20 protein-coding genes and 1 riboswitch are annotated in these 25,032 nt (G+C 60.1%); of the genes, 9 read left to right on the top strand and 11 right to left on the bottom strand.

The annotated features are described in order from the left end of the window. The first annotated feature begins 113 nt into the window (after positions 1-113). From WFN61_RS11430 to yegS, 9 genes are all read left to right on the top strand, one after another. The gene (locus WFN61_RS11430; protein WP_312235611.1) at positions 114-1,358 is read left to right on the top strand and encodes an MdtA/MuxA family multidrug efflux RND transporter periplasmic adaptor subunit; all 1,245 of its coding nucleotides are present in this window, start codon (positions 114-116) and stop codon (positions 1,356-1,358) included. Further along, complete coding sequence (locus WFN61_RS11425) at positions 1,358-4,492, top strand: MdtB/MuxB family multidrug efflux RND transporter permease subunit (protein ID WP_312282685.1); 3,135 nt, start codon at positions 1,358-1,360, stop codon at positions 4,490-4,492. The genes WFN61_RS11430 and WFN61_RS11425 overlap by 1 nt, the downstream gene beginning before the upstream one ends. Then, the gene (mdtC, locus tag WFN61_RS11420; protein WP_312282686.1) at positions 4,493-7,570 is read left to right on the top strand and encodes a multidrug efflux RND transporter permease subunit MdtC; all 3,078 of its coding nucleotides are present in this window, start codon (positions 4,493-4,495) and stop codon (positions 7,568-7,570) included. 32 nt (positions 7,571-7,602) lie between these two features. After that, entirely contained in the window at positions 7,603-9,018 is a 1,416-nt protein-coding gene (locus WFN61_RS11415) for an MFS transporter (protein WP_337038693.1), read from the top strand. Beyond that, complete coding sequence (gene baeS / locus WFN61_RS11410) at positions 9,015-10,418, top strand: two-component system sensor histidine kinase BaeS (RefSeq protein ID WP_312282688.1); 1,404 nt, start codon at positions 9,015-9,017, stop codon at positions 10,416-10,418. The genes WFN61_RS11415 and baeS overlap by 4 nt, the downstream gene beginning before the upstream one ends. Next, positions 10,415-11,137 carry a two-component system response regulator BaeR gene (gene baeR, locus WFN61_RS11405; RefSeq protein WP_144817226.1) on the top strand — a complete coding sequence of 241 codons (723 nt, stop codon included), beginning with the start codon at positions 10,415-10,417 and terminating at the stop codon, positions 11,135-11,137. Before baeS ends, baeR begins: the two co-directional genes overlap by 4 nt. A 160-nt stretch (positions 11,138-11,297) precedes the next feature. Beyond that, positions 11,298-12,659, top strand: a complete 1,362-nt coding sequence (gene trhP, locus WFN61_RS11400; RefSeq protein ID WP_312273932.1) for a prephenate-dependent tRNA uridine(34) hydroxylase TrhP — start codon at positions 11,298-11,300, stop codon at positions 12,657-12,659. Between the two features lie 348 nt (positions 12,660-13,007). Further along, positions 13,008-13,250 (top strand): hypothetical protein, encoded by a 243-nt coding sequence (locus WFN61_RS11395; RefSeq protein ID WP_312282689.1) that lies wholly within the window; start codon positions 13,008-13,010, stop codon positions 13,248-13,250. Positions 13,251-13,348: 98 nt separating this feature from the next. After that, positions 13,349-14,248, top strand: a complete 900-nt coding sequence (gene yegS, locus WFN61_RS11390; protein ID WP_144817222.1) for a lipid kinase YegS — start codon at positions 13,349-13,351, stop codon at positions 14,246-14,248. 58 nt (positions 14,249-14,306) lie between these two features. Here the strand turns inward: yegS and WFN61_RS11385 are convergent, their stop codons facing one another. The 11 genes from WFN61_RS11385 to WFN61_RS11335 form a co-directional block, all read right to left on the bottom strand. Beyond that, complete coding sequence (locus WFN61_RS11385; protein WP_222888305.1) at positions 14,307-15,080, bottom strand: ABC transporter ATP-binding protein; 774 nt, start codon at positions 15,078-15,080, stop codon at positions 14,307-14,309. Between the two features lie 10 nt (positions 15,081-15,090). Next, positions 15,091-15,954, bottom strand: a complete 864-nt coding sequence (locus WFN61_RS11380) for an ABC transporter ATP-binding protein (RefSeq protein WP_144817409.1) — start codon at positions 15,952-15,954, stop codon at positions 15,091-15,093. After that, positions 15,926-16,831 carry an ABC transporter permease gene (locus WFN61_RS11375; RefSeq protein ID WP_144817218.1) on the bottom strand — a complete coding sequence of 302 codons (906 nt, stop codon included), beginning with the start codon at positions 16,829-16,831 and terminating at the stop codon, positions 15,926-15,928. The genes WFN61_RS11380 and WFN61_RS11375 overlap by 29 nt, the downstream gene beginning before the upstream one ends. Further along, a complete protein-coding gene (locus tag WFN61_RS11370; protein ID WP_312282690.1) occupies positions 16,828-17,865 on the bottom strand; it encodes an ABC transporter permease in 1,038 nt (345 codons plus the stop codon). The genes WFN61_RS11375 and WFN61_RS11370 overlap by 4 nt, the downstream gene beginning before the upstream one ends. Beyond that, positions 17,862-19,490: an ABC transporter substrate-binding protein gene (locus WFN61_RS11365; RefSeq protein WP_312282691.1), complete on the bottom strand. Its 1,629-nt coding sequence runs from the start codon at positions 19,488-19,490 to the stop codon at positions 17,862-17,864. Before WFN61_RS11365 ends, WFN61_RS11370 begins: the two co-directional genes overlap by 4 nt. A 71-nt stretch (positions 19,491-19,561) precedes the next feature. Then, complete coding sequence (locus WFN61_RS11360) at positions 19,562-20,716, bottom strand: mandelate racemase family protein (protein ID WP_144817211.1); 1,155 nt, start codon at positions 20,714-20,716, stop codon at positions 19,562-19,564. Between the two features lie 303 nt (positions 20,717-21,019). Continuing rightward, on the bottom strand, positions 21,020-22,072 hold the full coding sequence (gene fbaB, locus WFN61_RS11355) for a class I fructose-bisphosphate aldolase (protein WP_238085162.1): 1,053 nt from the start codon (positions 22,070-22,072) through the stop codon (positions 21,020-21,022). A gap of 174 nt (positions 22,073-22,246) precedes the next feature. Then, positions 22,247-22,612 (bottom strand): hypothetical protein, encoded by a 366-nt coding sequence (locus tag WFN61_RS11350; protein WP_312282692.1) that lies wholly within the window; start codon positions 22,610-22,612, stop codon positions 22,247-22,249. A 123-nt stretch (positions 22,613-22,735) separates the two neighbouring features. After that, positions 22,736-23,536 carry a bifunctional hydroxymethylpyrimidine kinase/phosphomethylpyrimidine kinase gene (gene thiD / locus WFN61_RS11345; RefSeq protein WP_312273941.1) on the bottom strand — a complete coding sequence of 267 codons (801 nt, stop codon included), beginning with the start codon at positions 23,534-23,536 and terminating at the stop codon, positions 22,736-22,738. Beyond that, positions 23,533-24,321, bottom strand: coding sequence for a hydroxyethylthiazole kinase (gene thiM, locus WFN61_RS11340; RefSeq protein WP_337038692.1), 789 nt, complete (start codon positions 24,319-24,321; stop codon positions 23,533-23,535). The genes thiD and thiM overlap by 4 nt, the downstream gene beginning before the upstream one ends. A 32-nt stretch (positions 24,322-24,353) precedes the next feature. After that, positions 24,354-24,450, bottom strand: a riboswitch (TPP riboswitch). A gap of 119 nt (positions 24,451-24,569) precedes the next feature. Then, positions 24,570-24,887 (bottom strand): DUF1493 family protein, encoded by a 318-nt coding sequence (locus WFN61_RS11335; protein ID WP_257758059.1) that lies wholly within the window; start codon positions 24,885-24,887, stop codon positions 24,570-24,572. Between the last annotated feature and the right edge of the window lie 145 nt (positions 24,888-25,032).

Here is a 25,032-nt window from a genome sequence, read left to right as displayed (position 1 = left end):
GCGCATTCAGACGATTCCCTACGGTCTTTCATATTTCCTCCATTTTTCTGCGGCGTTGCATTACTAAACTAGTATCATTCTGTGAAATGTTTCAGGAAGAGATACGGATAACAATGAAAGGTCGTGTTAATGCCCGCTGGGCGATGGTCATCGGCGTGGCGCTTGTCGCTATTGCCGCACTTTGGTACTGGCATAGCCACAACAGCACCCAGACTGCGGCAGGCGCTCATGCCCCGCAGGCGGGACGTGGCGCTGCGGGTGGCCGTCGCGGTATGCCGCTGGCACCGGTGCAGGCCGCTACTGCCGTAGAAGGCGAAGTGCCTCGCTATTTGACCGGCCTCGGCACCATCACCGCCGCCAATACCGTAACCGTGCGCAGCCGCGTTGACGGCCAGCTGATGGCCCTGCACTTCCAGGAGGGCCAGCAGGTCAAGGCCGGAGACCTTTTAGCAGAGATCGATCCCAGCCAGTTTAAAGTGGCGCTCGCCCAGGCCCAGGGCCAGCTGGCGAAAGACAGAGCCACGCTGGCCAACGCCCAGCGCGATCTGGCCCGCTATCAGCAGCTGGTCAAAACCAATCTGGTTTCCCGCCAGGAGCTGGATGCCCAGCAGGCGCTGGTGAGCGAATCTCAGGGCACGATCAAAGCTGATGAAGCCTCGGTTGCCAGCGCCCAGCTGCAGCTGGACTGGAGCCGCATCACCGCCCCGATTGATGGCCGCGTGGGCCTGAAGCAGGTCGATATCGGCAACCAGATCTCCAGCGGCGATACCACCGGCATTGTGGTCATTACCCAGACCCACCCTATCGATCTGGTGTTTACCCTGCCGGAGAGCGATATCGCCACGGTGGTGCAGGCGCAAAAGGCCGGGCAGACCCTCAGCGTTGAAGCCTGGGACCGCACTAACAAGCAGAAGCTGAGCGACGGCACCCTGCTGAGCCTCGACAACCAGATCGACACCACCACTGGCACCATTAAGCTGAAAGCCCGCTTTACCAACCAGGACGACGCCCTCTTCCCTAATCAGTTCGTTAACGCCCGAATGCTGGTCTCTACCGAGCAAAATGCGGTGCTGATCCCGACCGCCGCACTGCAGATGGGCAACGACGGCCACTTTGTTTGGGTGCTGAACGAGCAGAACAAAGTGAGCAAGCACACCGTGACGCCTGGCATTCAGAACAGCCAGCAGGTAGCGATCAGCGCCGGGCTGTCGGCAGGCGACCGGGTGGTCACCGACGGCATTGACCGCTTAACCGAAGGTGCCCAGGTTGAGGTGGTGACGGCCCAGAGCGCCGACGCCGCCCCTGCCGCGCAGGCGAAAACCCATGGCACGCGCGCCGCACAGGGAGCCGGTTCCTGATGCAGGTGTTACCTCCCAGCGCCACCGGCGGCCCGTCCCGCCTGTTTATTCTCCGTCCGGTCGCCACCACCCTCTTTATGGTGGCGATCCTGCTGGCGGGGATCATCGGCTACCGTTTTCTGCCGGTCTCCGCCCTGCCCGAGGTGGACTATCCGACGATTCAGGTAGTGACCCTCTATCCCGGCGCCAGCCCGGACGTGATGACCTCTGCCGTCACCGCGCCCCTTGAGCGCCAGTTCGGCCAGATGTCCGGCTTAAAGCAGATGTCTTCCCAAAGTTCCGGCGGCGCGTCGGTAGTGACGCTCCAGTTCCAACTCACCCTGGGACTGGACGTTGCCGAGCAGGAGGTGCAGGCCGCAATTAACGCCGCCACCAATTTACTGCCCTCCGATCTGCCTAACCCGCCGGTCTACAGCAAGGTCAACCCGGCGGATCCGCCGATCATGTCGCTGGCGGTGACCTCCACTGCAATGCCGATGACCCAGGTTGAGGATATGATCGAGACCCGGGTGGCGCAGAAGATCTCTCAGGTGGCTGGCGTCGGCCTGGTGACGCTTTCCGGCGGCCAGCGTCCGGCGGTACGGGTGAAGCTTAACGCCCAGGCCATCGCTGCCCTCGGGCTGACCAGCGAAACCGTGCGCACCGCGATTAACAATAACAACGTGAACTCGGCAAAGGGTAGCCTCGACGGCCCGACGCGGGCGGTGACCCTCTCTGCGAACGACCAGATGCAGTCCGCCGAAGACTACCGCCGCCTGATTGTCGCCTACCAGAACGGGGCACCGATCCGCCTCGGCGACGTGGCAACCATTGAGCAGGGCGCGGAGAACAGCTGGCTGGGAGCGTGGGCCAACACGCAGCAGGCGATCGTGATGAACGTTCAGCGCCAGCCGGGCGCCAACATTCTCTCCACTGCCGACAGCATCCGCACGCTGCTGCCCCAGCTTACCGAGAGCCTGCCGAAGTCGGTCACGGTGAAGGTCCTGTCGGATCGTACCACCAACATTCGCGCCTCGGTGCACGATACCCAGTTCGAGCTGATGCTGGCCATCGCCCTGGTGGTGATGATCATCTACCTGTTCCTGCGCAACGTGCCGGCGACCATTATTCCCGCCGTGGCGGTACCGCTGTCGCTGGTGGGCACCTTTGCGGTGATGGTGTTCCTCGACTTCTCGATCAACAACCTGACGCTGATGGCCCTGACCATTGCCACCGGCTTCGTGGTCGATGACGCCATCGTGGTGATTGAGAACATCTCCCGCTATATCGAAAAAGGCGAGAAGCCGCTGGCGGCGGCGCTGAAGGGCGCGGGAGAGATTGGCTTTACCATTATCTCCCTCACCTTCTCGCTGATTGCGGTGCTGATCCCGCTGCTGTTTATGGGCGATATCGTGGGCCGCCTGTTCCGCGAGTTTGCCGTCACCCTGGCGGTGGCGATCCTGATCTCCGCCGTGGTGTCGCTGACGCTGACGCCGATGATGTGCGCCCGGATGCTCAGCCATGACTCCCTGCGCAAGCAGAACCGCTTCTCCCGTGCCTCAGAGCGCTTCTTCGACCGCGTGATTGCCGCCTACGGCCGGGGGCTGACGAAGGTGCTTAACCATCCGTGGCTGACCCTCAGCGTGGCGTTGGGCGCGCTGCTGCTGTCGGTGCTGCTGTGGGTGACCATCCCGAAAGGCTTCTTCCCGATCCAGGATAATGGCATTATTCAGGGCACCTTGCAGGCCCCGCAGTCGGCATCGTTTGCCAGCATGGCGGAGCGCCAGCGTCAGGTGAGCGATATCGTACTGAAGGATCCGGCAGTAGAGAGCCTGACGGCCTTTGTCGGCGTTGACGGCACCAACCCGTCGCTGAACAGTGCCCGGCTGCAAATCAACCTCAAGCCGCTGGATGACCGGGACGATCGCGTTCAGACGGTGATCGCCCGGCTTCAGCAGGCGGTGGCGAAAGTCCCCGGCGTGGCGCTCTATCTTCAGCCGACCCAGGATCTGACCATCGACACCACCGTCAGCCGCACCCAGTACCAGTTTACGCTGCAGGCCACGACCCTTGAGGCGCTGAGCACCTGGGTACCGCAGCTGATGAATGAGCTACAGACCCTGCCGCAGCTGGCGGACGTCAGCAGCGACTGGCAGGACAAAGGGCTGGCCGCGTACGTTAACGTTGACCGGGACAGCGCCAGCCGGCTGGGCATTACGATGGCGGACGTGGATAACGCCCTCTATAACGCCTTCGGCCAGCGGCTGATCTCTACCATCTATACCCAGGCTAATCAGTATCGGGTCGTGCTGGAGCATAATACCGCCGCAACGCCGGGTCTGGCCGCGCTGGACTCCATCCGCCTGACCAGCAGCGACGGCGGCGTGGTGCCGCTCAGCGCCATTGCCAAAGTGGAAGAGCGCTATACCCCGCTGGCGATTAACCACCTTGACCAGTTCCCGTCCACTACCATCTCGTTTAACGTCCCGGACGGCTACGCGCTGGGGGATGCGGTGCAGGCCATTCTGGATAGCGAGAAGAACCTCAGCCTGCCGGGGGATATTACCACCCAGTTCCAGGGCAGCTCGCTGGCGTTCCAGGATGCGCTGGGCAGCACCGTGTGGCTGATCGTTGCCGCGGTGGTGGCGATGTATATCGTGCTCGGCGTGCTCTACGAGAGCTTTATTCACCCCATTACCATCCTCTCTACCCTGCCCACCGCCGGGGTGGGCGCGCTGCTGGCCCTGATGCTGGCGGGCAGCGAGCTGGATGTGATTGCCATTATCGGTATCATTCTGCTGATCGGTATCGTCAAGAAGAACGCCATCATGATGATCGACTTTGCTCTCGCCGCCGAGCGGGAACAGGGCATGTCGCCCAGGGAGGCGATCTTCCAGGCTTGCCTGCTGCGTTTCCGGCCGATTTTAATGACGACCCTTGCGGCGTTGCTGGGTGCCCTGCCGCTGATGCTCAGCACCGGGGTGGGCGCAGAGCTGCGCCGTCCGCTGGGGATCGGCATGGTCGGCGGCCTGCTGGTGAGCCAGGTGCTAACCCTGTTTACTACGCCGGTGATCTACCTGCTGTTTGACCGCCTGGCCCTGCGGGTTCGCCACCGCTTCCCCCGCCGCGCAGAGCGTGAAGGGGAGGAGATGTAAGTGAAGTTTTTTGCCCTCTTCATTCACCGCCCGGTCGCCACCATCCTGATTTCGCTGGCGATTACCCTCTGCGGCATTCTTGGCTTCCGCCTGCTGCCGGTAGCCCCGCTGCCGCAGGTGGACTACCCGGTGATCATGGTCAGTGCCTCCCTGCCGGGGGCGTCGCCGGAAACCATGGCCTCCTCGGTGGCGACGCCGCTGGAGCGCGCCCTCGGGCGCATCGCCGGGGTCAACGAGATGACCTCCTCCAGCTCGCTGGGCAGCACGCGCATCATTCTGGAGTTCAATTTCAATCGCGACATCAACGGTGCTGCGCGAGACGTGCAGGCGGCGATCAACGCTGCGCAGAGCCTGCTACCGAGCGGAATGCCGAGCCGTCCGACCTATCGGAAAGCGAACCCGTCCGATGCGCCGATCATGATCCTGACGTTAACCTCCGACACCTACTCCCAGGGGCAGCTGTATGACTTTGCCTCGACGCAGCTGGCGCAAACCATCTCGCAAATCGACGGCGTAGGCGACGTTGACGTCGGCGGCAGCTCCCTGCCTGCCGTGCGAGTGTCGCTCAACCCGCAGGCACTGTTTAACCAGGGCGTGTCGCTGGACGCTGTGCGCAGCGCGATTAACAACGCCAACGTGCGCAGACCGCAGGGCGCTATCGAGGACGGCACCCACCGCTGGCAGCTGCAAACCAACGACGAGATCAAAACCGCCGAGGCCTACCAGCCGCTGATCGTTCACTACAGCAACGGGGCGGCGGTACGCCTCAGCGACGTCGCCAGCGTCACCGATTCGGTGCAGGACGTGCGCAACGCCGGGATGACCAACGCTAAGCCCGCCATCCTGCTGATGATCCGCAAGCTGCCGGAAGCCAATATTATCCAGACGGTGGACAGCATTCGCGCCCGGCTGCCGGAGCTGCAGGAGACCATCCCGGCGGCCATCGACTTACAGATCGCCCAGGACCGCTCCCCCACCATCCGCGCCTCGCTGGATGAGGTCGAGCACAGCCTGATCATCTCCGTGGCGCTGGTGATCCTGGTGGTCTTTCTCTTCCTGCGCTCGGGTCGGGCGACGCTGATCCCGGCGGTGGCGGTGCCGGTGTCGCTGATCGGCACCTTTGCCGCCATGTATCTGTGCGGCTTTAGCCTCAACAACCTCTCTCTGATGGCGCTGACCATCGCCACCGGCTTTGTGGTAGATGACGCCATCGTGGTGCTGGAAAATATTTCCCGCCATCTGGAGGCCGGAATGAAACCGCTCCAGGCGGCACTGCAGGGCACGCGGGAGGTGGGCTTTACCGTGCTCTCCATGAGCCTGTCGCTGGTAGCAGTTTTCCTGCCGCTGCTGCTGATGGACGGCCTGCCGGGCCGCCTGCTGCGGGAGTTCGCCGTCACCCTGTCGGTGGCGATCGGCATCTCGCTGGTGGTCTCCCTGACCCTGACACCGATGATGTGCGGCTGGCTGCTGAAGAGCGGCAAACCGAAAGCGCAAGCTAAGGTGCGGGGCTTTGGCCGCCTGCTGCTCGCCCTTCAGCAGGGCTACGCTAAATCGCTGAAGTGGGTGTTGAACCATACCCGGATAGTGGGCGTGGTGGTGCTTGGCACCATTGCGCTCAACGTCTGGCTCTATATCGCCATCCCGAAAACCTTCTTCCCGGAGCAGGACACCGGCGTGCTGATGGGCGGCATTCAGGCGGACCAGAGCATCTCCTTCCAGGCGATGCGCGGCAAGCTGGCGGACTTTATGAAGATTATTCGCGACGATCCGGCGGTGGATAACGTTACCGGCTTTACCGGCGGCTCACGGGTCAACAGCGGGATGATGTTTATCACCCTGAAATCTCGTGACCAGCGCAGCGATACCGCCCAGCAGGTTATCGACCGCCTGCGGGTGAAACTGGCGAAAGAGCCGGGGGCTAATCTGTTCTTGATGGCAGTCCAGGATATCCGCGTCGGCGGCCGTCAGTCGAACGCCAGCTACCAGTACGCTCTGCTGTCGGACGATCTCGGCGACCTGCGCGAGTGGGAGCCGAAGATCCGCAAGGCGCTGGCGGCCCTGCCTCAGCTGGCGGACGTTAACTCCGATCAGCAGGATAACGGCGCGGAGATGAACCTGATCTATGACCGGGAGACGATGTCCCGGCTGGGCATCAGCGTGCAGGATGCTAACGGCCTGCTTAACAACGCCTTCGGCCAGCGGCAGATATCAACCATCTACGAGGCACTCAACCAGTACAAGGTGGTGATGGAGGTCGATCCGCGCTACACCCAGGATATCAGCGCTCTGGACAAGATGTTTGTGATCAACAGCGAGGGCAAGCCGATCCCCCTCTCTTACTTTGCGAAGTGGCAGCCCGCTAACGCGCCGCTGTCGGTGAACCACCAGGGGCTTTCCGCCGCCTCGACCATCGCCTTTAACCTGCCGACCGGCGTCTCGCTCTCCGAGGCCAGCGCGGCCATTGACCGGACGATGACCCAGCTAGGGGTGCCCTCCAGCGTGCGCGGCAGCTTTGCCGGGACGGCGCAGGTCTTCCAGGAGACCATGCGCTCCCAGCTGATCCTGATCCTCGCGGCCATCGCCACGGTTTACATCGTGCTCGGCATTCTCTATGAGAGCTACGTCCATCCGCTGACTATTCTCTCTACCCTGCCGTCGGCGGGCGTGGGGGCGCTGCTGGCGCTGGAGCTGTTCGATGCCCCATTTAGCCTCATCGCCCTGATCGGAATTATGTTATTGATAGGTATCGTCAAGAAGAACGCCATCATGATGGTCGACTTCGCTCTGGAGGCGCAGCGCACCGGCAACCTGACGCCGCAGGAGGCCATCTTCCAGGCCTGCCTGCTACGCTTCAGGCCGATTATGATGACCACCCTGGCGGCGCTGTTTGGCGCCCTGCCGCTGGTGCTGACCTCCGGCGACGGTTCCGAGCTGCGCCAGCCGCTGGGGATCACCATCGTCGGCGGCCTGGTGATGAGCCAGCTGCTGACGCTCTACACCACGCCGGTGGTCTATCTCTTCTTTGACCGGCTGCGGCTGCGTTTTGCCCGTAGACGCCCGCCGCTGTTGAGTGAGTAATTGAGTAAGTAAAAGGTAAAGAGGCAGGTGAAATGACCGATCTTCCGAACCAGGTCCGCTGGCAGCTATGGATAGTGGCCTTCGGCTTTTTCATGCAGGCGCTGGATACCACCATCGTTAACACCGCCCTGCCCTCAATGGCGCAGAGCCTCGGCGAAAGCCCGCTGCATATGCATATGGTCGTCGTGGCCTACGTGCTGACGGTGGCGGTGATGCTTCCCGCCAGCGGCTGGCTGGCGGATAAGGTTGGCGTGCGCAACGTCTTCTTCTCGGCGATTGTGCTGTTTACGCTGGGATCGCTGTTCTGCGCCCAAGCCAGCACCCTCGACGGGCTGGTAATGGCGCGCGTGCTGCAGGGCGTCGGCGGCGCAATGATGGTGCCGGTGGGCAGGCTGACGGTGCTGAAGATCGTTCCCCGGTCACAGTATATGGCGGCGATGACCTTCGTCACGCTGCCGGGACAGATTGGCCCCCTGCTCGGCCCGGCCTTGGGAGGGATTCTGGTGGAGTATGCCTCCTGGCACTGGATCTTCCTGATTAACCTGCCGGTGGGCATCGTCGGGGCGATTGCCACCCTCTGGCTGATGCCCAACTACACTCTGCAAACCCGCCGCTTCGATATGCCCGGCTTCCTGCTGCTGGCCTTCGGCATGGCGGCGCTGACCCTCGCCCTCGACGGCCAGAAGGGGTTAGGCATCTCTACCCTTACGCTTGTGGCGCTGGTGGTTGCGGGCGCGATCGCGCTGGGCCTCTACCTGGGGCATGCCAGACGCAACGAGGCGGCGCTTTTCCCCCTCGGCCTGTTTAGCACGCGCTCTTTCTCCCTCGGCCTGGCCGGCAGCTTTGCCGGACGCATCGGCAGCGGCATGCTGCCCTTTATTACGCCGGTATTTTTACAGATCGGGCTGGGCTTCTCGCCGTTCCACGCCGGGCTGATGATGATCCCGATGGTGCTGGGCAGCATGGGCATGAAGCGGATCGTGGTACAGGTAGTTAACCGTGCAGGCTACCGCCGGGTGCTGGTGGCCAGCACGCTGGGGCTGGCGCTGGTGAGTTTGCTGTTTATGGCAACGGCGCTGGCGGGCCTCTACTACCTGCTGCCGGTGGTGCTGTTCGTGCAGGGGATGATCAACTCGATGCGCTTCTCGACCATGAACACCCTGACGCTGAAGGATCTGCCGGATGCACACGCCAGCAGCGGCAACAGCCTGCTGTCGATGATCATGCAGCTCTCAATGAGCGTCGGCGTCACCGTGGCCGGGCTGCTGCTGGGCCTGTTTGGTCAGCAGCATCTGGCGACCGACAGCACCCTGGTGCACCACGTATTCTTTTCCACCTATCTGTGCATGGCGGTGATTATCGCCCTGCCCGCGCTGGTCTTTGCCCGCGTGCCGAATGACGCCAGCACCAATACCGTGATTGCCCGGCGCAAAAGGAGTGAACGATGAAATTCTGGCGACCGGGGATCACCGGCAAGCTTTTTTTGGCGATCCTGGCTACCTGCATTGTGCTGCTGATCACCATGCACTGGGCGGTGCGGATCAGCTTTGAGCGCGGCTTTATTGATTACATCAAGCACGGCAACGAGCAGCGACTGCAGATGCTTGGCGACGCGCTGGGAGAGCAGTACGAGCTCCACGGCGACTGGCGTTTTCTGCGCAACAACGACCGTTTTGTCTTTCAGATCCTGCGCTCCTTTGAGCATGACGGCGACAGCGATCGGCCTGGCCCCGGCATGCCGCCCCACGGCTGGCGAACGCAGTTCTGGGTGACCGACCAGAGCGGCGACGTGCTGGTTGGCCCGCGCTCGCCGATCCCAAAAGAGGGAACCCGGCGAGCGATAACGGTCAACGGTGCGGTGGTGGGCTCGGTTATCGCCTCTCCGGTGGAGCGGCTGACCCGCAACACCGATATCAACTTTGACCGCCAGCAGCGGCGTACCAGCTGGCTGATTGTCGGCCTCGCCACGCTGCTGGCGGCGCTGGCGACCTTTCCGCTGGCGCGCGGCCTGCTGGCCCCGGTAAAACGGCTGGTGGAGGGAACGCACCGGCTGGCAGCTGGGGACTTTACTACTCGTGTGGCGACGTCCAGTCCGGATGAGCTGGGTAAACTGGCCCAGGACTTTAACCAGCTCGCCAGCACGCTGGAGAAGAACCAGCAGATGCGCCGCGACTTTATGGCCGATATCTCCCACGAGCTGCGTACCCCGCTGGCGGTGCTGCGCGGGGAACTGGAGGCGATTCAGGACGGCGTGCGCCAGTTTACCCCCGAGTCGGTGACCTCCTTGCAGGCTGAGGTGGGCACGCTGACCAAGCTGGTTGACGATCTGCATCAGCTCTCGATGTCCGACGAGGGGGCGCTGGCCTATCAGAAAGCCCCCATGGACGTGATCACCCTGCTGGAGATCGCCGCCGGGGCGTTCCGGGAGCGCTTCGCCAGCCGGGGGTTAACCCTTAGCGTTTCGCTGCCGGAGAGCGCCATCGTGTTCGGCGATCGCGACCGTCTGATGCAGCTGTTTAACAATCTGCTGGAGAACAGCCTGCGCTATACCGATGCCGGGGGTCAGCTGTTGATTAGCGCGAGCGTCAAGCCTGATATCCTGGCGATGACCTTTGCCGACAGCGGCCCGGGCGTCAGCGATGAGCAGCTCAGCCGTCTGTTTGAACGCTTCTACCGCACCGAAGGCTCGCGCAACCGGGCCAGCGGCGGCTCAGGGCTCGGATTGCCTATCTGTGTGAACATTGTTGAAGCCCACGGCGGGAACATTGCCGCAGCCCATTCGCCTTTTGGCGGGGTTAGCATTACAGTTGAGCTACCGCTGGAACGCGATTTACCGAGAGATGTATGACTGAGTTACCGATTGACGAAAACACGCCGCGCATTTTAATCGTGGAAGATGAGCCGAAGCTGGGACAGCTGCTGGTGGACTATCTGCGGGCGGCGGGCTATGCCCCGACGCTAATAAACCACGGCGATAAAGTGCTGCCCTACGTGCGCCAGACGCCGCCGGATCTGATGCTGCTGGATCTGATGCTTCCCGGCATCGACGGCCTGACCCTGTGCCGGGAGATCCGCCGCTTCTCCGATCTGCCGATTGTGATGGTCACCGCCCGAATCGAAGAGATTGACCGCCTGCTAGGGCTGGAGATCGGTGCCGATGACTACATCTGCAAGCCCTATAGCCCTCGGGAAGTCGTAGCGCGGGTAAAAACCATTCTGCGCCGCTGCAAACCCCAGCGCGAGCTGAAAGCGCTGGATGCGGTCAGCCCGCTGGTGATCGACGAAGGCCGCTTCCAGGCCAGCTGGCACAGCAAGGCGCTGGATCTGACGCCCGCCGAGTTTCGCCTGCTGAAGACGCTTTCCAGCGAGCCGGGAAAGGTCTTCTCCCGCGAGCAGCTGCTGAATCATCTCTATGATGATTACCGGGTCGTCACCGACCGCACCATCGACAGCCACATCAAAAACCTGCGTCGCAAGCTTGAAGCGCTGGATGAGGAGCAGTCGTTTATCCGGGCGGTGTACGGCGTCGGATACCGCTGGGAAGCGGACGCGGGTCGATTGGCCTGACATTTACGCCCGGCGGCGCGCCGCTGGCCGGGCCTACGGATGACGGCGCTTTACCTGTTCTCTGTGCAGCGCTATAATTCCCGCCCTTAAAACAGGGGATTACCCCCTGCCCGCCCACCGAACTGCGGCGGATCTGACCTGTCATCAGAACGAGAACATCATGTTTAAACCGGAACTCCTCTCCCCGGCGGGAACGCTGAAAAATATGCGTTACGCCTTCGCCTATGGCGCGGATGCCGTCTACGCGGGCCAGCCTCGCTACTCCCTGCGCGTGCGCAATAACGAATTCAACCACGAGAATCTCCAGCTGGGGATCAACGAAGCCCATGCGCTGGGTAAAAAGTTCTACGTGGTGGTGAATATTGCGCCGCACAACGCCAAGCTGAAGACCTTTATCCGCGATTTAGCGCCGGTGGTGGCGATGGGGCCGGATGCGCTGATCATGTCCGATCCTGGTTTAATCATGCTGGTGCGCGAGCACTTCCCACAGATGGATATTCACCTCTCGGTGCAGGCTAACGCCGTCAACTGGGCGACGGTGAAGTTCTGGCAGCAGATGGGCCTGACCCGGGTGATCCTCTCCCGCGAGCTGTCGCTGGATGAGATCGCCGAGATCCGCCAGCAGGTGCCGGAGATGGAGCTTGAGATTTTCGTGCACGGTGCGCTATGTATGGCCTACTCTGGCCGCTGCCTGCTCTCGGGCTATATCAACAAGCGCGATCCGAACCAGGGCACCTGCACCAACGCCTGCCGCTGGGAGTACAACGTCCAGGAGGGCAAAGAGGACGCCGTGGGTAATATCGTCCACGTCCACGAGCCGATCCCGGTGAAAAACGTCGAGCCGACGCTGGGGATTGGCGCGCCGACCGACAAGGTGTTTATGATTGAAGAGGCCCAGCGCCCCGGCGAGTACATGACTGCGTTCGAAGATGAGCACGGCACCTACATCATGAACTCGAAAGATCTGCGCGCCATCGCCCACGTTGAGCGCCTGACGCAGATGGGCGTGCACTCGCTGAAGATCGAGGGCCGCACCAAATCGTTCTACTACTGCGCCCGTACCGCGCAGGTTTACCGCAAGGCCATTGATGACGCTGCCGCCGGTAAACCGTTCGACACCAGCCTGATGGAGACATTAGAAGGGCTGGCACACCGGGGCTATACCGAAGGCTTCCTGCGCCGCCATACCCATGACGACTACCAGAACTACGAGCAGGGCTACTCGATCTCCGATCGCCAGCAGTTTGTCGGCGAGTTCACCGGCGAGCGCAACGGCGCGCTGGCGGCGGTGAAGGTGAAGAATAAGTTCTCCGTGGGCGACAGCATGGAGCTGATGACCCCGCACGGCAACGTTAATTTCACCCTGGAGCATATGGAGAATGCCAAAGGCGAAGCAATGCCGGTTGCACCGGGCGATGGCTACACCGTCTGGCTGCCGGTGCCTTCGGATATGCAGCTAGAGTATGGTCTGCTGATGCGCAATTTCAACGGCCAGACGACGCGCAACCCGCACGCTGCCTGATAGGCGAAGTAGTACAGTTGGGTTATTTTTTCAAGTGATATGAATCTTAGAATCGGATCACATACCGTTTCGCTTGATAAGGGTATTATCTCTGCGCTGAAAAACATAACCCATAAATGCTAGCTCTACCAGGAACCACCTCCTTGGCCTGTGTAATCTCCCTTACGCAGGCCATTTTTTTGCCTACATAAAACTATCCTCACTAGATATGTGGTTTTTTGTTCAATCTCATCCAGCATGTTTATTTATAGTATTAAACATAACCTGCTAAATTTATTAGCTATTCCCGTAATAACGGAACGCCGATGATTTAGCTTTAATGTTTTAAAAGAGAGTGTGTGGTGGGATATGAGAAAGCTAAAAATTTTCATTTGTACGATCGTCGGTGCCTTCTGCGGTGCTCTTTTGATGTACCTGCTATTGCCAGCGATATGTGGCTACTTCGTTGGTCCCATTTATGGCGACGATCAGATGTCGGCGAATGCATCTATCTTTTTTATCGGCACGCCGGTGATGTTTCTGATTGGCGCAGTCGTTGGGTGGTTCCTGGGGTGGAAGTACACCAAACGTCCAGCGGATCGGGCTTGTTAAGCCAAGCCTATTTTTTTAGCGTCTTTCAGCCACTTCTTACACGTTCCCGTTCCAGCTAAGATACACTCTCTTCACTCTCTCTTTTTCAGGGTTTTAGGATGACTAGCGATCCGTCGAGTTTACTTATTCTGAATGGCAAAAGTGCAGGCGATGACACCCTGCGCGAGGCGGTCACTCTGCTGCGTAACGAAGGTATCGAGCTGCACGTCAGGGTCACGTGGGAAAAAGGTGACGCTGCCCGCTACGTCGCGGAAGCCGTAGAGCTTGGCGTTGCTACGGTGATCGCTGGCGGCGGCGATGGCACGATCAATGAAGTGGCGACGGCGCTGGTCAACACGACGGGTGAGAACGTCCCGGCAATGGGGATCATCCCTCTCGGCACCGCCAACGATTTTGCCACCAGCACAGGCGTCCCGGAAACGCTGGATAAAGCCCTACAGCTGGCGATTGTCGGCAAGGCCGTGCCGATAGATGTTGCCCGGGTTAACGACCAGACCTGTTTTATCAACATGGCCACCGGCGGGTTTGGCACACGCATCACGACTGAAACGCCAGAGCGGATGAAGGCCGCGCTGGGGGGCGTATCCTATGTCATTCACGGCCTGATGCGCATGGATACCCTGAAAGCCGACAGCGTTGAGATCCGTGGCGAAAACTTCTCCTGGCAGGGCGACGCGCTGGTGATCGGCATTGGTAACGGCCGCCAGGCGGGCGGCGGACAACAGCTCTGCCCGGGCGCGCTGATCAACGACGGTCTGCTGCAGATACGCATTTTTACCGGGGAGGAGCTTCTTCCCGCGCTCTTTACCACCCTCACCCAACCGGAAGATAGCCCGAATATCGTGGACGGCGAATCGGCCTGGTTTGAGGTGACCTCCCCTCATGAGATCACCTTTAACCTTGACGGCGAGCCGCTGAGCGGGCAGCACTTCCGAATGGAGATCCTGCCCGGCGCGCTTAAATGTCGCCTGCCGCCGGACTGCCCACTGCTGCGGTAACGATTTGCCGGGTGGCGCTACGCTTACCCGGCCTGCAAGTTCGGCATAACCATCGGCGTTAATACGCCGCCACTGCTCGCGCCATCTCCCGGCTGTACTGCTGGCTGGCATTGACCAGCATCCGCGTATAGTCGGTTTTTGCCTGACCGCTCACCAGATCGTCTACCGTCAGCGTCTCAAGGATCTTGCCGTACTGCATCACGGCAATCTTCTGGCACAGGTGGGCAATGACGCCCAGATCGTGCGTCACCATCAGATAGGTCAGCTTTGACTCCTGATGCAGCTCCGCCAGCAGATTGAGGATCTCCGCCTGCACCGACACGTCCAGCGCCGAGGTGGGTTCATCCAGCAGCAGCACCTGTGGCTCCAGGATCAGCGCCCGGGCAATCGCCACGCGCTGTCGCTGACCGCCGGAGAGCTGATGCGGGAAGCGATCGCGAAAGGCGCGATTGAGCCCGACGCGATCCAGCAGGCGGTTTACCCGTCGATCCCGGTCGCCGATACCGTGAATATGCAGCGGCTCCTCCAGAATATCACCGATGGTATGGCGCGGATGCAGCGAGCCGTAGGGATCCTGAAACACCATCTGCACCAGCCGGCAGCGCTGTGGATTAAGCCGGTGCTCCAGCGGCTGACGGTTGATCGCCAGCTCGCCATCCCAGTGGGTAAACAGCCCCGCCAGGCACTTCAGCACCGTGGTTTTACCCGAGCCGGACTCGCCCACCAGACCGTAAATCTCTCCTGGCTGCACGTTAAAGCTCACGTCGTACAGCACCTGGTTACGCTTCTCCCCTTCGCCAAAGGACAGGTTCAGGTTCTTCACATCGATCATAGTGTGCTCCTCACTCGTTAAGCCAGCTGGCCTGACGCTGCAGTACCGGCAGCACGGGACGACGATGGTGGATCTCCGGCAGGGCGCTGATTAGCCCCTGGGTATAGGGGTGCTGGGCATTATGCAGATCGCAGGCGGCAATCGACTCCACCACCCGCCCGGCGTACATCACCAACACCCGGTCGCAGAAGCTGCGTACCAGGTTGATATCGTGACTGATGAAGATCAGCCCCAGCCCGCGAGACTGGACCAGATCGTCCAGCAGCCCCAGCACCTGTAAACGCACCGAAACGTCCAGCGCGGAGGTTGGCTCGTCAGCGATCACCAGTTCGGGATCGGTGATCAGCATCATGGCGATCATAATGCGCTGCCCCTGTCCGCCGGAGATCTCATGCGGATAGAGGTTATAGACGCGCTCGGGCTGACGGATACGCACCACGTCCAGCATCTCCAGCACTTTGGCCTTCGCTTCGGCCTTGCGCCCTGGATGATGGGTCAGCCAGGCCTCGGCGATCTGATCTCCAACGCAGACTACCGGGTTGAGGGAGTATTTCGGGTCCTGCATGATCATGGAGATCCGCTTCCCGCGCACGGTGCGCATCTGCGCCTCGCTGGCGGTGCGCAGATCGATATCGCCGAAGTGCATCCGTTCGGCGGTAATGCGGGCCTTAGCCGGATGCAGGCGCATCAAAGCGCGCCCGACAGTGGATTTACCGGAGCCGGATTCGCCAACGATGGCCAACTTCTCCCGGCCCAGCTGAAAGGAGACGCCGCGTACTGCGTTAGTGACCGCGCGTCCGTTGATAAAGTCGACATGGAGATCGCGCACGTCGAGCAGGGGCGCGTTATTCGCTGCGAGGATCGAGGATGTCACGTAGGCCATCTCCTAAGAAGTTGAACGCCAGGCTGTTGATCAGGATCGCCAGCCCCGGAATAGTCACTACCCACCAGCACTCCATCATGTAGGTGCGGCCGCTGGAGATCATCGCCCCCCACTCCGGCTCTGGCGGCTGCGCGCCAAGACCGAGGAAGCCCAGCCCGGCGGCGGTCAGGATGATCCCCGCCATGTTCATGGTGATGCGGATAATCACCGACGGCAGGCAGAGCGGCACAATGTGACGCCACAGCACGCGTACCGGTGACGCCCCCTGCAGGCGTACCGCCGAGATGAAGTCGGCCTGGCGCAGCGAGAGGGTTTCGGCCCGCGCCAGGCGGGCAATCGGCGGCCAGGCGGTCAGGGTAATGGCGATCACCACGTGCTCAAGACCTGGACCAAGAGCGGCGACGAAAGCCAGAGCCAGCACCAGGCTTGGGAAAGAGATAAAGATATCGGTGACGCGCATCAGCACCATATCAACCTTGCCGCCGAAGTAGCCCGCGCACACCCCCAGCAGCAGGCCCAGAGGCCCGACGGTGACCGAGACCAGCAGCACGATGTAGAGCGTAATGCGCGCCCCGTAGACCAGGCGGCTAAAGATGTCCCGACCAAACTCGTCGGTGCCAAACCAGTGCTGGGCGTTCGGAGATTGCAGTGCGGCGTTAAGATCCTGCACCAGCGGATTGTAAGGCGCGATCCACGGCGCAAAGGCGGCCACGACCAGCAGCAGGAGAATAATCCCGCCGCCGATGGCGGTCAGCGGGTTGCGGGCCATCTTGCCAATAAAACCGCCGGTGCGGACCAGGGCGCGCTTCAGGCGCAGGCGGCTTTCATTTCCACCGCCGGTTACCGGCGTATCCAGAGAGACCGTCATGATTTCGTCCTCGGGTCAAAGAGTTGGTAGAGCATGTCGGAGAGCAGGTTGAGCATCACGAAGATCACCCCCACCAGCAGCACGCAGCCCATGACCGCATTCATATCCCCCAGCAGCAGGCTACCGGTGAGATAGGAGCCAAAGCCCGGCCAGGAGAAGACGGTTTCAATCAGCACCGCCCCTTCCAGCAGCGAGCCGTAGGCCAGCGCCACTACCGTCAGAAGCTGTACGAGGATGTTGCGAAACGCATGGTTCCAGATCACCTGCCGCTCGGTTAAGCCTTTAACCCGGGCGGTGATGATGAACTCCTGAGAGAGCTGGGCCAGCATAAAGCTGCGGGTCATCCGGCTGATGTAGGCCAGGGAGTGGAAGCCGAGCAGCGACGCGGGCAGCACCAGGTGGTTGATGGCATTCCAGAACACCGCCCAATTCCCCGCCAGCAGGGCGTCAATGGTAAACAGCCCGGTGCGGCGCGGAACCAGCCCCTCAAGACCCATATCCAGCCGCCCGGCCCCGCCGACCCAGCCCAGCCAGGCGTAAAACAGCAGCAGGCCCATCATCCCTACCCAGAAGATAGGCGTGGAGTAGCCCGCCAGGCTGATGATGCGCACTACGTAGTCAGAGACCGAGTTGCGGCGCGCGGCGGCCAGCACCCCCAGCGGAATGCCGAGGCCTGCACCGACAATAATGGCCATCGTCGCCAGCTCCAGCGTCGCCGGGAAGACGCGCAGGATATCGTCCGTTACCGGCTTACCGGTCAGCAGTGCGTTACCGAGATCGCCGTGCAGCAGGTTGTTGAAGTAGATACCGAACTGAGTCAGCAGAGATTTATCGAACCCCAACTGCTGGTAAACCTGCTGATAGGTGCTCTGGTCGGCGTCCGGGCCGACGATAGCCAGCACCGGATCGACGGGCATCACCCGGCCGATAAAAAAGGTCAGCAGCAGCAGGCCAAACAGGGTGATCAGCACCTGACCAAGCCGGTTAGAGAACCGCCTGGCGCGGGAGCCGGGCGCTAAGATTGCTACACTCATCCTTTGGTTCCTCCGGTATGAATCGGCTCTTTGTAAACCTCACGCAGGAAGGTGGTGGCGGAGGGGTGAGACTGGAAGTTCTTCACCTCATTGCGGACCACCACCGAGTCCACCATCTGGGAGAGCGGCACCAGGGCGGGGATCAGCTGGTCGTAGCGGGTCTGGATCTGCTGATAGTCAGCAATCTGCTTCTGCGGATCGCGCTCCAGCAACGCTTTATCGATCATCTCGTTGAGCGGCTTATCGTAAAAACCGGTGCGCCAGCCCTGGAAGTTGGTCAGCCGCGCCTCGTCGCTGTTGTCCGGGTTGTAGACCAGCGCGCGCAGGCTGGAGTGCGGATGCGGCTCCACGCCGCTGCCGCCGCGCCCGACCAGCATGTCAAACTTACGCTCGCGCATTGCACCGTAGATCTGGTTCCCGGTGCCGGTGATGATTTTGGCGTTAATACCCGCCTGCATCAGGGTGGACTGCACGGCGATGGCGATATTGAGGAACGGCTGATCCGCCAGCACCCGCAGGGTGGTATCAAAGCCATTCGGGTAGCCCGCCTCGGCCAGCAGCTTTTTCGCTTTCGCGATGTCCAATCGGTAGCCTGGGTCCGGCAATGTCGAGGGCATTCCAGCCTTGATCGGCCGCTGGTGCAGCACGCCGTAGCCGGGCATCAGCGCCTTGTTGATCCCCTGGTAATCAATCAGATAACGCACCGCCTCACGCACTCTGGGATTAGCAAAGTGCGGCTCCTTCATGCTCATCGCTACGTAGTAGACGGTTCCGCGCTGCACCGCTTCCACGGTAACGTCGGGATCCTTACGCAGGGCGTTGATGTCCGATACCGCCATGCTGTTAGCGATATCGAGATCGCCCTTGGCAATCATCAGGCGCAGAGTCTGCGACTCCTGGAAATGGCGCAGCACGATGCGGCTCATCTTCGGCTCTTCCCGCCAGTAGTCCGGGTTACGCTTCATGCGCAGCACGTCTTTTGCCTGCCAGGTCTCCAGCATAAAGGGGCCAGAGCCGGCTTCGTTGGTGGTCAGCCAGCGGTTGCCCCAGTCGCTGTTCACCTCGTGGCTCTGCACCGTTTTGCTGTCGAGCACGCCAAGATTGCCCAGCGCGCCGAGGGAGTAGATCACCAGCTGCGGATCGTTGGCCTTCGGCAGGACAATCTGCACGGTATAGTCATCCGGGGCGCTCACCTGAGCGTCAATGTTCTTTTTGCTAAAACCATAGGATTTCCACACCGAGGCCTGGGCAAGGTTGAGGTGCAGCAGGCGGCGCATCGACCACACCACGTCCTGAGCGGTCAGCGGATTGCCGGAGTGAAACTTCACGTCCTTGCGCAGGTGAAAGGTCAGGGTTTTGCCATCCGGGCTGATGGCCCAGGATTCGGCCAGCGCCGGGCGGACGTTGGTAAGCTGGTCGGGATCGAGCTCCACCAGCGAGTCGTAAAGATTGACGACAATGCCGACCACTTCGTTACCGGTCATCGCCGCCGGATCGAGACTTAAGAGATTATTCATGTTCATGCCGATGATGAGCTGATCCGGCGGCGTGGCCGCCAGCGTCGCCCCGCTCCCCATCATCAGCGAGAGCGCCAGCAGGCTAGCCCTCAACGCGTTTTTTTTCATCTCTGTATACCGTTTGTAGGGTAAGACGTAGGCCCGGCTAGCGCAGCGCCACCGGGCGTTGGCTTTTTTTATTAGTCGTGACTGACGGTATTGGCTTCGATATAGGCAAAATTGATATCTTCGCCGAGGCCAGGGCGCTGCGGCAGGTGGACAAAGCCCTCTTCATCCATCGGATCGACGATGCTGTTGAGATAGGCAGCGGGTTCGTCGTAGTCGAGGAACGGGTGCAGCAGGCCGCGTTCGTACCAGCGGCAGTTGCGGATCGCCCCGACCACCGCCAGGCTGGCCGCGCCGTTGCCGTGCACTTCGCAGTCCATGCCAAAGGCTTCGGCGAGGCTTGCGACCTTCAGCGTCGGTGAGATACCGCCTACGCCGTTGGACCCGGCGCGCAGAATGTCGCAGGCCCCGGCTTTCACCCAGTCGGCACGACTGTGGTGCTTACCGCCGAGGCTCTCCGGACCGATAATCGGAATAGAGAGGTTCTCAGCCAGCCAGGCGTAAGAGGACATGCTCTCCTCCTCCATCGGCTCTTCAAACCAGGCAAAGTCGAGCTTCTCCAGCGCCTTGCCGATATAGAGCGCCTCGGTGCGGCTGTACCAGTGGTAGCCGTCGATCATCAGGTCGATATCCGGCCCCACGGCTTCGCGCACAGCGGCGCAGGCCTTAATATCCATCTTCGGATTAGGTGCAAACGAGACCGGTGGCATCCAGGTGTGGAGCTTGATCGCCTTATAGCCGCGGGCGACCAGGGTTTCGGCAAAGGCGGCGTACTCTTCCGGCGTGGAGAGCCCACCCGGCAGATCGTCCCCACACATGGTGCTGCCGTAGGCCGGAACTTTGTCCCGAAAGCCGCCGAGCAGCTTATAGACCGGCACGTTGAGCTTGCGGCCAATCAGATCCCACAGCGCCTGCTCCACAAAGGAGAGTGCGCGCTCGGTGAGCTGATGAGCGCTACCGCGCTGCCAGTGAGCCAGGTCCTGCCAGATGCGCTCGCGGTTAAAGGGATCCTGACCCACCATCACCTTGCGGAAGAAGGTGTTCACGACAAAGGGACGTACCACTTCCGGCGGCGCAAACGAGAACCCCTGGCTGCCATCATCAGCGGTAATGGTCAGCATCGCCATTTTTGCCATGCTCTCCGGGCCCGGATGGGAGTGACCAGCGCTATCGGAAACACGACGGGTGGGATACTGAAAAACGGTGACGTTTACAGATTCAATTTTCATTACGGATCCTTGTCTCAGGTGCCTGCTTCATTTTGAAAAGCTGTTTCAGATGTAAATGTATGCAGAATTTTTAGCCAATACCTCAGACAATTTCCGCTAAGCGACGGGTGATTTTTGGGCAATAGCACAGGGCTGAGTGACACTTTTCACAAAAGAGAGGGGAAATGTGATGCAGATCGGGAAGATAGTGTTGTAGGCCGGGCAAGCGTTAGCGCCGCCCGGCATTGCAGCTTTTGCACAGTACCGCCCGGTGGCGCTGCGCTTACCGGGCCTACAAACTCACTTAAAGCATGTTGTAACTAATTAGGCAATGGTCACTTTATTATCCAGGTAGACATCCTGCACGGCGTTAATCAGCTTCACGCCATCGGCCATCGTTTTCTTAAACGCTTTCCGGCCAAGGATTAGCCCCATCCCGCCCGCGCGCTTGTTGATCACTGCCGTGCGCACCGCCTCGGTGAGGTCAGCCTCGCCTCCCGACGCGCCGCCGGAGTTGATCAGGCCTGCACGGCCCATGTAGCAGTTAGCCAGCTGATAGCGCACCAGATCGATAGGGTTATCGGTGGTGAGTTTGCTGTAGACGCGCTCGTCGGTATAGCCATATTTCACCGCGTTATAGCCGCCGTTGTTCTCCGCCATCTTCTGCTTGACGATATCCGCCCCGATGGTAGCCGCCAGGTGGTTAGCCTGCCCGGTGAGATCCGCAGAGACGTGGTAGTCCACGCCATCCTTTTTGAAGTCGGCGTTGCGCAGGTAGGCCCACAGCACGGTTACCAGCCCCAGCTCGTGGGCACGCTCAAAGGCGCTGGCGACCTCCTCGATCTGGCGGCGCGACTGCTCAGAGCCAAAGTAGATTGTCGCCCCCACGGCAACCGCGCCCATATTGAACGCCTGCTCGACGCTGGCATAGAGCGTTTGGTCAAAAGTGTTGGGATAGCTTAGGGTTTCGTTATGGTTAAGCTTTACCAGAAACGGAATGCGGTGCGCGTAGCGGCGCGATACCGAGGCCAGCACGCCATAGGTAGAGGCCACGCAGTTACAGCCCGCCTCAATGGCCAGCTCAACGATGTTTTTCGGATCGAAATAGTGTGGGTTAGCGGCGAAGGATGCGCCCGCCGAGTGCTCTACCCCCTGGTCAACCGGCAGAATCGACAGATAGCCGGTTCCCGCCAGACGGCCAGTATTGTAGAGCGTCTGCATATTACGGAGTACGGCAGGAGGACGGTTGTTATCGACCATCACGCGGTCGACATAGTCGTGTCCTGGCAGGTAGAGCTGGTCGGCTGGAATGGTCATACAACGATGCTGCAACAGGCTGTCGGCATCTTTGCCAAGCAGCTGTGAAATATCAGTCATGATGAGGCTCCCGTAAGATTCGCCCGCAGGCGAACGTGGTTAGTCCTGCCCTGAGTTCGCAGGCAGAGTAAGCCTGGTACCGGGCGGCGGATTTTTCCAGCTCGCAGGAAATTTTGATACTTTTGGTTTAATGAAAATTTATCTCTAAGCGTACGGGAATCGATAGTGGGTTATTTAAGAGGCGTGTAGGATTGTTATCCGGCCATTTTGATCGCTGAGAAATCGGAAGTGATACCAGTCGCCGTCTACCTGATAATTAAACGAGTAGATATAGCCCTTATCAAAACGCGCTAAAAAACAGATGCCCGGCGCATGGACGGTAATCTCCTCTTCACCTACAGGAGAGTAGGTAGACTTAAAGTTATCCTTCGATGAGGTCAGGTTGTAGGCCTCTATCTCTCCATCCTCAGGCGCGGTTAAACAGATATAGTGTTCATAGTGCCTGGTGGAGATATGGCCCGTATAGGGCGAGGGACCATTGCTCCCGCAGGCGCTCAGTAAGAGAGAGATGAACGGTAATAGCAAAGCGTGCTGTTTCATATCATCGACTCCGTTATCACGCGTTGATGCTTCCGCGAACCTGCGACACTATTTGAGCATAGTTAATTAAAGTAAATATTAACTACCCCTCCGTAAGCCGGAAGGGTTATTTATGTTTTGCGTTTACCACCAGGCGTGGAAATGATGCACCGGGCCGATGCCCTGCCCCACCTCCAATGAGTCCGCCTGCGCCAGGGCATTGGTGAGCCAGATTTTGGCTTCGCCCAGAGTATCGGCCCAGTTAGCGTGACGCGGGCGCAGCGCCGCCAGCGCCGCCGAGAGCGTGCAGCCGGTGCCGTGGGTATTTTTCGTGGCGATGCGCGGGGCGGTGAACCGTGTTGCCCCCTCGCGGGTAAAGAGCCAGTCTGGGCTTTCGCCGTCAGTGAGATGGCCACCTTTCATCAGCACCGCTTCACAACCGAGCGCCAGCAGTGCCCGCCCCTGCTCATGCATATCCTGCTCGTTGCGGGCGTGATCGGCATCGAGCAGCGCGGCCGCCTCCGGCAGGTTAGGCGTGATCAGTGAGACCTGCGGCAGCAGCCGGGCACGTAGGGTGGCAACCGCTGAGGGCGTTAAAAGCGGATCGCCACTTTTTGCCAGCATCACCGTATCCAGCACGATATTCTCTACCCGATAGTGCGCCAGCCGCTCCGCCACCGCCTCGATAATATCGGTATCGGCCAGCATGCCGATCTTGGTTGTATCGATACGCACGTCGCTTAATACTGAATCCAGCTGCGCAGCGACAAACTCCGGCGTGATGCGATAGACCGACTGCACGCCAAGGGTATTTTGCGCCACCAGGGCGGTAATGACTGAGCAGCCATAGGCTCCGAGAGCCGAGAAGGTTTTCAGATCCGCCTGGATGCCTGCCCCGCCGCTTGGATCGGTTCCGGCGATAGTTAACGCGTTGATTCGTTTCATGCTGACGCGCCTCCATCCAGGTGATAAAGGGCATCAAGAAACGCTGCAACAAAGGAGCCGGGGCCACGGCTCTCTGCCGCCGCCTCCCCTCCTGCAACGGCGAACAGGCCGCAGGCTGCCGCAACGTTAACGAGACGCTCGCCAGGCAGTGCACAGCCTGCCGCCACGACCGCCGACAGCGCGCAGCCGGTGCCTACAACCCGAGTCATGATCGGCGCACCGCCGACGACCTTCAGCGTGCGGCTGCCGTCGGTAATGTAGTCCACCTCCCCCGTGACGGCGACCACTGCGCCGGTTTCCTGCGCCAGCTGCTCAGCGGCTGGCCGCGCCGCGCTAGCCGAGTCGGTGGTATCCACCCCGCGCCCCCCTGCGCTCATGCCTGCCAGGGCCATTATTTCCGAGGCGTTGCCGCGAATCGCCGCTGGCCTCAGGGAGAGGATCTCCCGACAGAAGCGGGTACGAAAATCGAGCGCACCCACGGCAACCGGGTCAAGAGTCCAGGGTTTGTTCGCGTCGTTCGCACTGTGGATCGCGGCGCGCATGGCATCCGCGCGGCCGGCGGTAAGCGTGCCAACGTTAATCAGCAGCGTGTCGGCAATAGCGCTGAACTGCACGGCCTCTTCACGCTCAATTACCATCGCCGGGGAAGCGCCGATGGCCAGCAGAACATTAGCGGTAAAGGTCTGCACAACGTCGTTGGTCATGCAGTGAACAAGAGGGGAACGGGTACGAAAGTGCTGTAAAACAGACGCGACGTGCGCGTGGCTCAGCAGGTCAGGTTGCATAGTCAGCTCCTGCCCGGCGCGAAGAAGGGACGCCGGCAGGCATCTGACTTCCCTACGCTGGCATTATCCAGATCAGGTGGTACGGGTATTTCTCAGCCTTCACGCAGAAGGGCACCCCGAGTCATGTTGAGTACATCTTTGAACTTTTTGCCAGATTAGGGGAAGTGGCTTGCTGATGCAAGCGTGCTTCAGGAGTTATTGCCTATCCTCCCTGTTTTTACACGACAGTACAGATAGTAAGGGAAATATTAATCGTACAACCATTCGCCTGCTTTTGCAGATTCTACCAGCATTCGTACCGTTAGCGGTTTTAGCGGCTTTTCTGGAGGTTTTGAACCTAAAAAATTCGGTTCAAAATAGTAGATTATCTCAAAACCGTTTGGCTTTACATTCCAATTCCTGAAATAGTAATCTAATGTATCCTCTGCATCTTCCCAAATAACATCCAGACCGCCTTTAGTTAACTCAGTATCTAATGTTACTTCTGGACGACGCCCAAAAAAGCCATATTTCTTGTGGCTATGATTAGTATATATATAATCAATGATCTCTTGTTCTATGCTCATTAGTAATAGTTCCACATAGCACTATCCTCAGATTTAACTATATCATAAAAAATAATTTACGAACAACGGACAAACAAATTGCGTAAATAGATATAGTTATAACTATTACCGAGGCCACATCAAGATAGAAATAAGCATCATAGAG

Origin of the sequence: Pseudescherichia sp. AS216 (assembly GCF_037152055.1) — a bacterium.
Classification (GTDB): domain Bacteria; phylum Pseudomonadota; class Gammaproteobacteria; order Enterobacterales; family Enterobacteriaceae; genus Pseudescherichia.
The sequence above is the reverse complement of the archived record's forward strand: the minus strand, read 5'-3'. Positions and strand labels throughout refer to the sequence as shown.

Bases quoted from the DNA above. Each gene is read 5' to 3' on its own strand.
- WFN61_RS11430 (WP_312235611.1), top strand. From the start codon at position 114: ATGAAAGGTCGTGTTAATGCCCGCTGGGCGATGGTCATCGGCGTGGCG.
- WFN61_RS11425 (WP_312282685.1), top strand. From the start codon at position 1,358: ATGCAGGTGTTACCTCCCAGCGCCACCGGCGGCCCGTCCCGCCTGTTT.
- WFN61_RS11415 (WP_337038693.1), top strand. From the start codon at position 7,603: ATGACCGATCTTCCGAACCAGGTCCGCTGGCAGCTATGGATAGTGGCC.
- baeS (WP_312282688.1), top strand. From the start codon at position 9,015: ATGAAATTCTGGCGACCGGGGATCACCGGCAAGCTTTTTTTGGCGATC.
- baeR (WP_144817226.1), top strand. From the start codon at position 10,415: ATGACTGAGTTACCGATTGACGAAAACACGCCGCGCATTTTAATCGTG.
- trhP (WP_312273932.1), top strand. From the start codon at position 11,298: ATGTTTAAACCGGAACTCCTCTCCCCGGCGGGAACGCTGAAAAATATG.
- WFN61_RS11395 (WP_312282689.1), top strand. From the start codon at position 13,008: ATGAGAAAGCTAAAAATTTTCATTTGTACGATCGTCGGTGCCTTCTGC.
- yegS (WP_144817222.1), top strand. From the start codon at position 13,349: ATGACTAGCGATCCGTCGAGTTTACTTATTCTGAATGGCAAAAGTGCA.
- WFN61_RS11385 (WP_222888305.1), bottom strand. From the start codon at position 15,080: ATGATCGATGTGAAGAACCTGAACCTGTCCTTTGGCGAAGGGGAGAAG.
- WFN61_RS11375 (WP_144817218.1), bottom strand. From the start codon at position 16,831: ATGACGGTCTCTCTGGATACGCCGGTAACCGGCGGTGGAAATGAAAGC.
- WFN61_RS11370 (WP_312282690.1), bottom strand. From the start codon at position 17,865: ATGAGTGTAGCAATCTTAGCGCCCGGCTCCCGCGCCAGGCGGTTCTCT.
- WFN61_RS11365 (WP_312282691.1), bottom strand. From the start codon at position 19,490: ATGAAAAAAAACGCGTTGAGGGCTAGCCTGCTGGCGCTCTCGCTGATG.
- WFN61_RS11360 (WP_144817211.1), bottom strand. From the start codon at position 20,716: ATGAAAATTGAATCTGTAAACGTCACCGTTTTTCAGTATCCCACCCGT.
- fbaB (WP_238085162.1), bottom strand. From the start codon at position 22,072: ATGACTGATATTTCACAGCTGCTTGGCAAAGATGCCGACAGCCTGTTG.
- WFN61_RS11350 (WP_312282692.1), bottom strand. From the start codon at position 22,612: ATGAAACAGCACGCTTTGCTATTACCGTTCATCTCTCTCTTACTGAGC.
- thiD (WP_312273941.1), bottom strand. From the start codon at position 23,536: ATGAAACGAATCAACGCGTTAACTATCGCCGGAACCGATCCAAGCGGC.
- thiM (WP_337038692.1), bottom strand. From the start codon at position 24,321: ATGCAACCTGACCTGCTGAGCCACGCGCACGTCGCGTCTGTTTTACAG.
- WFN61_RS11335 (WP_257758059.1), bottom strand. From the start codon at position 24,887: ATGAGCATAGAACAAGAGATCATTGATTATATATATACTAATCATAGC.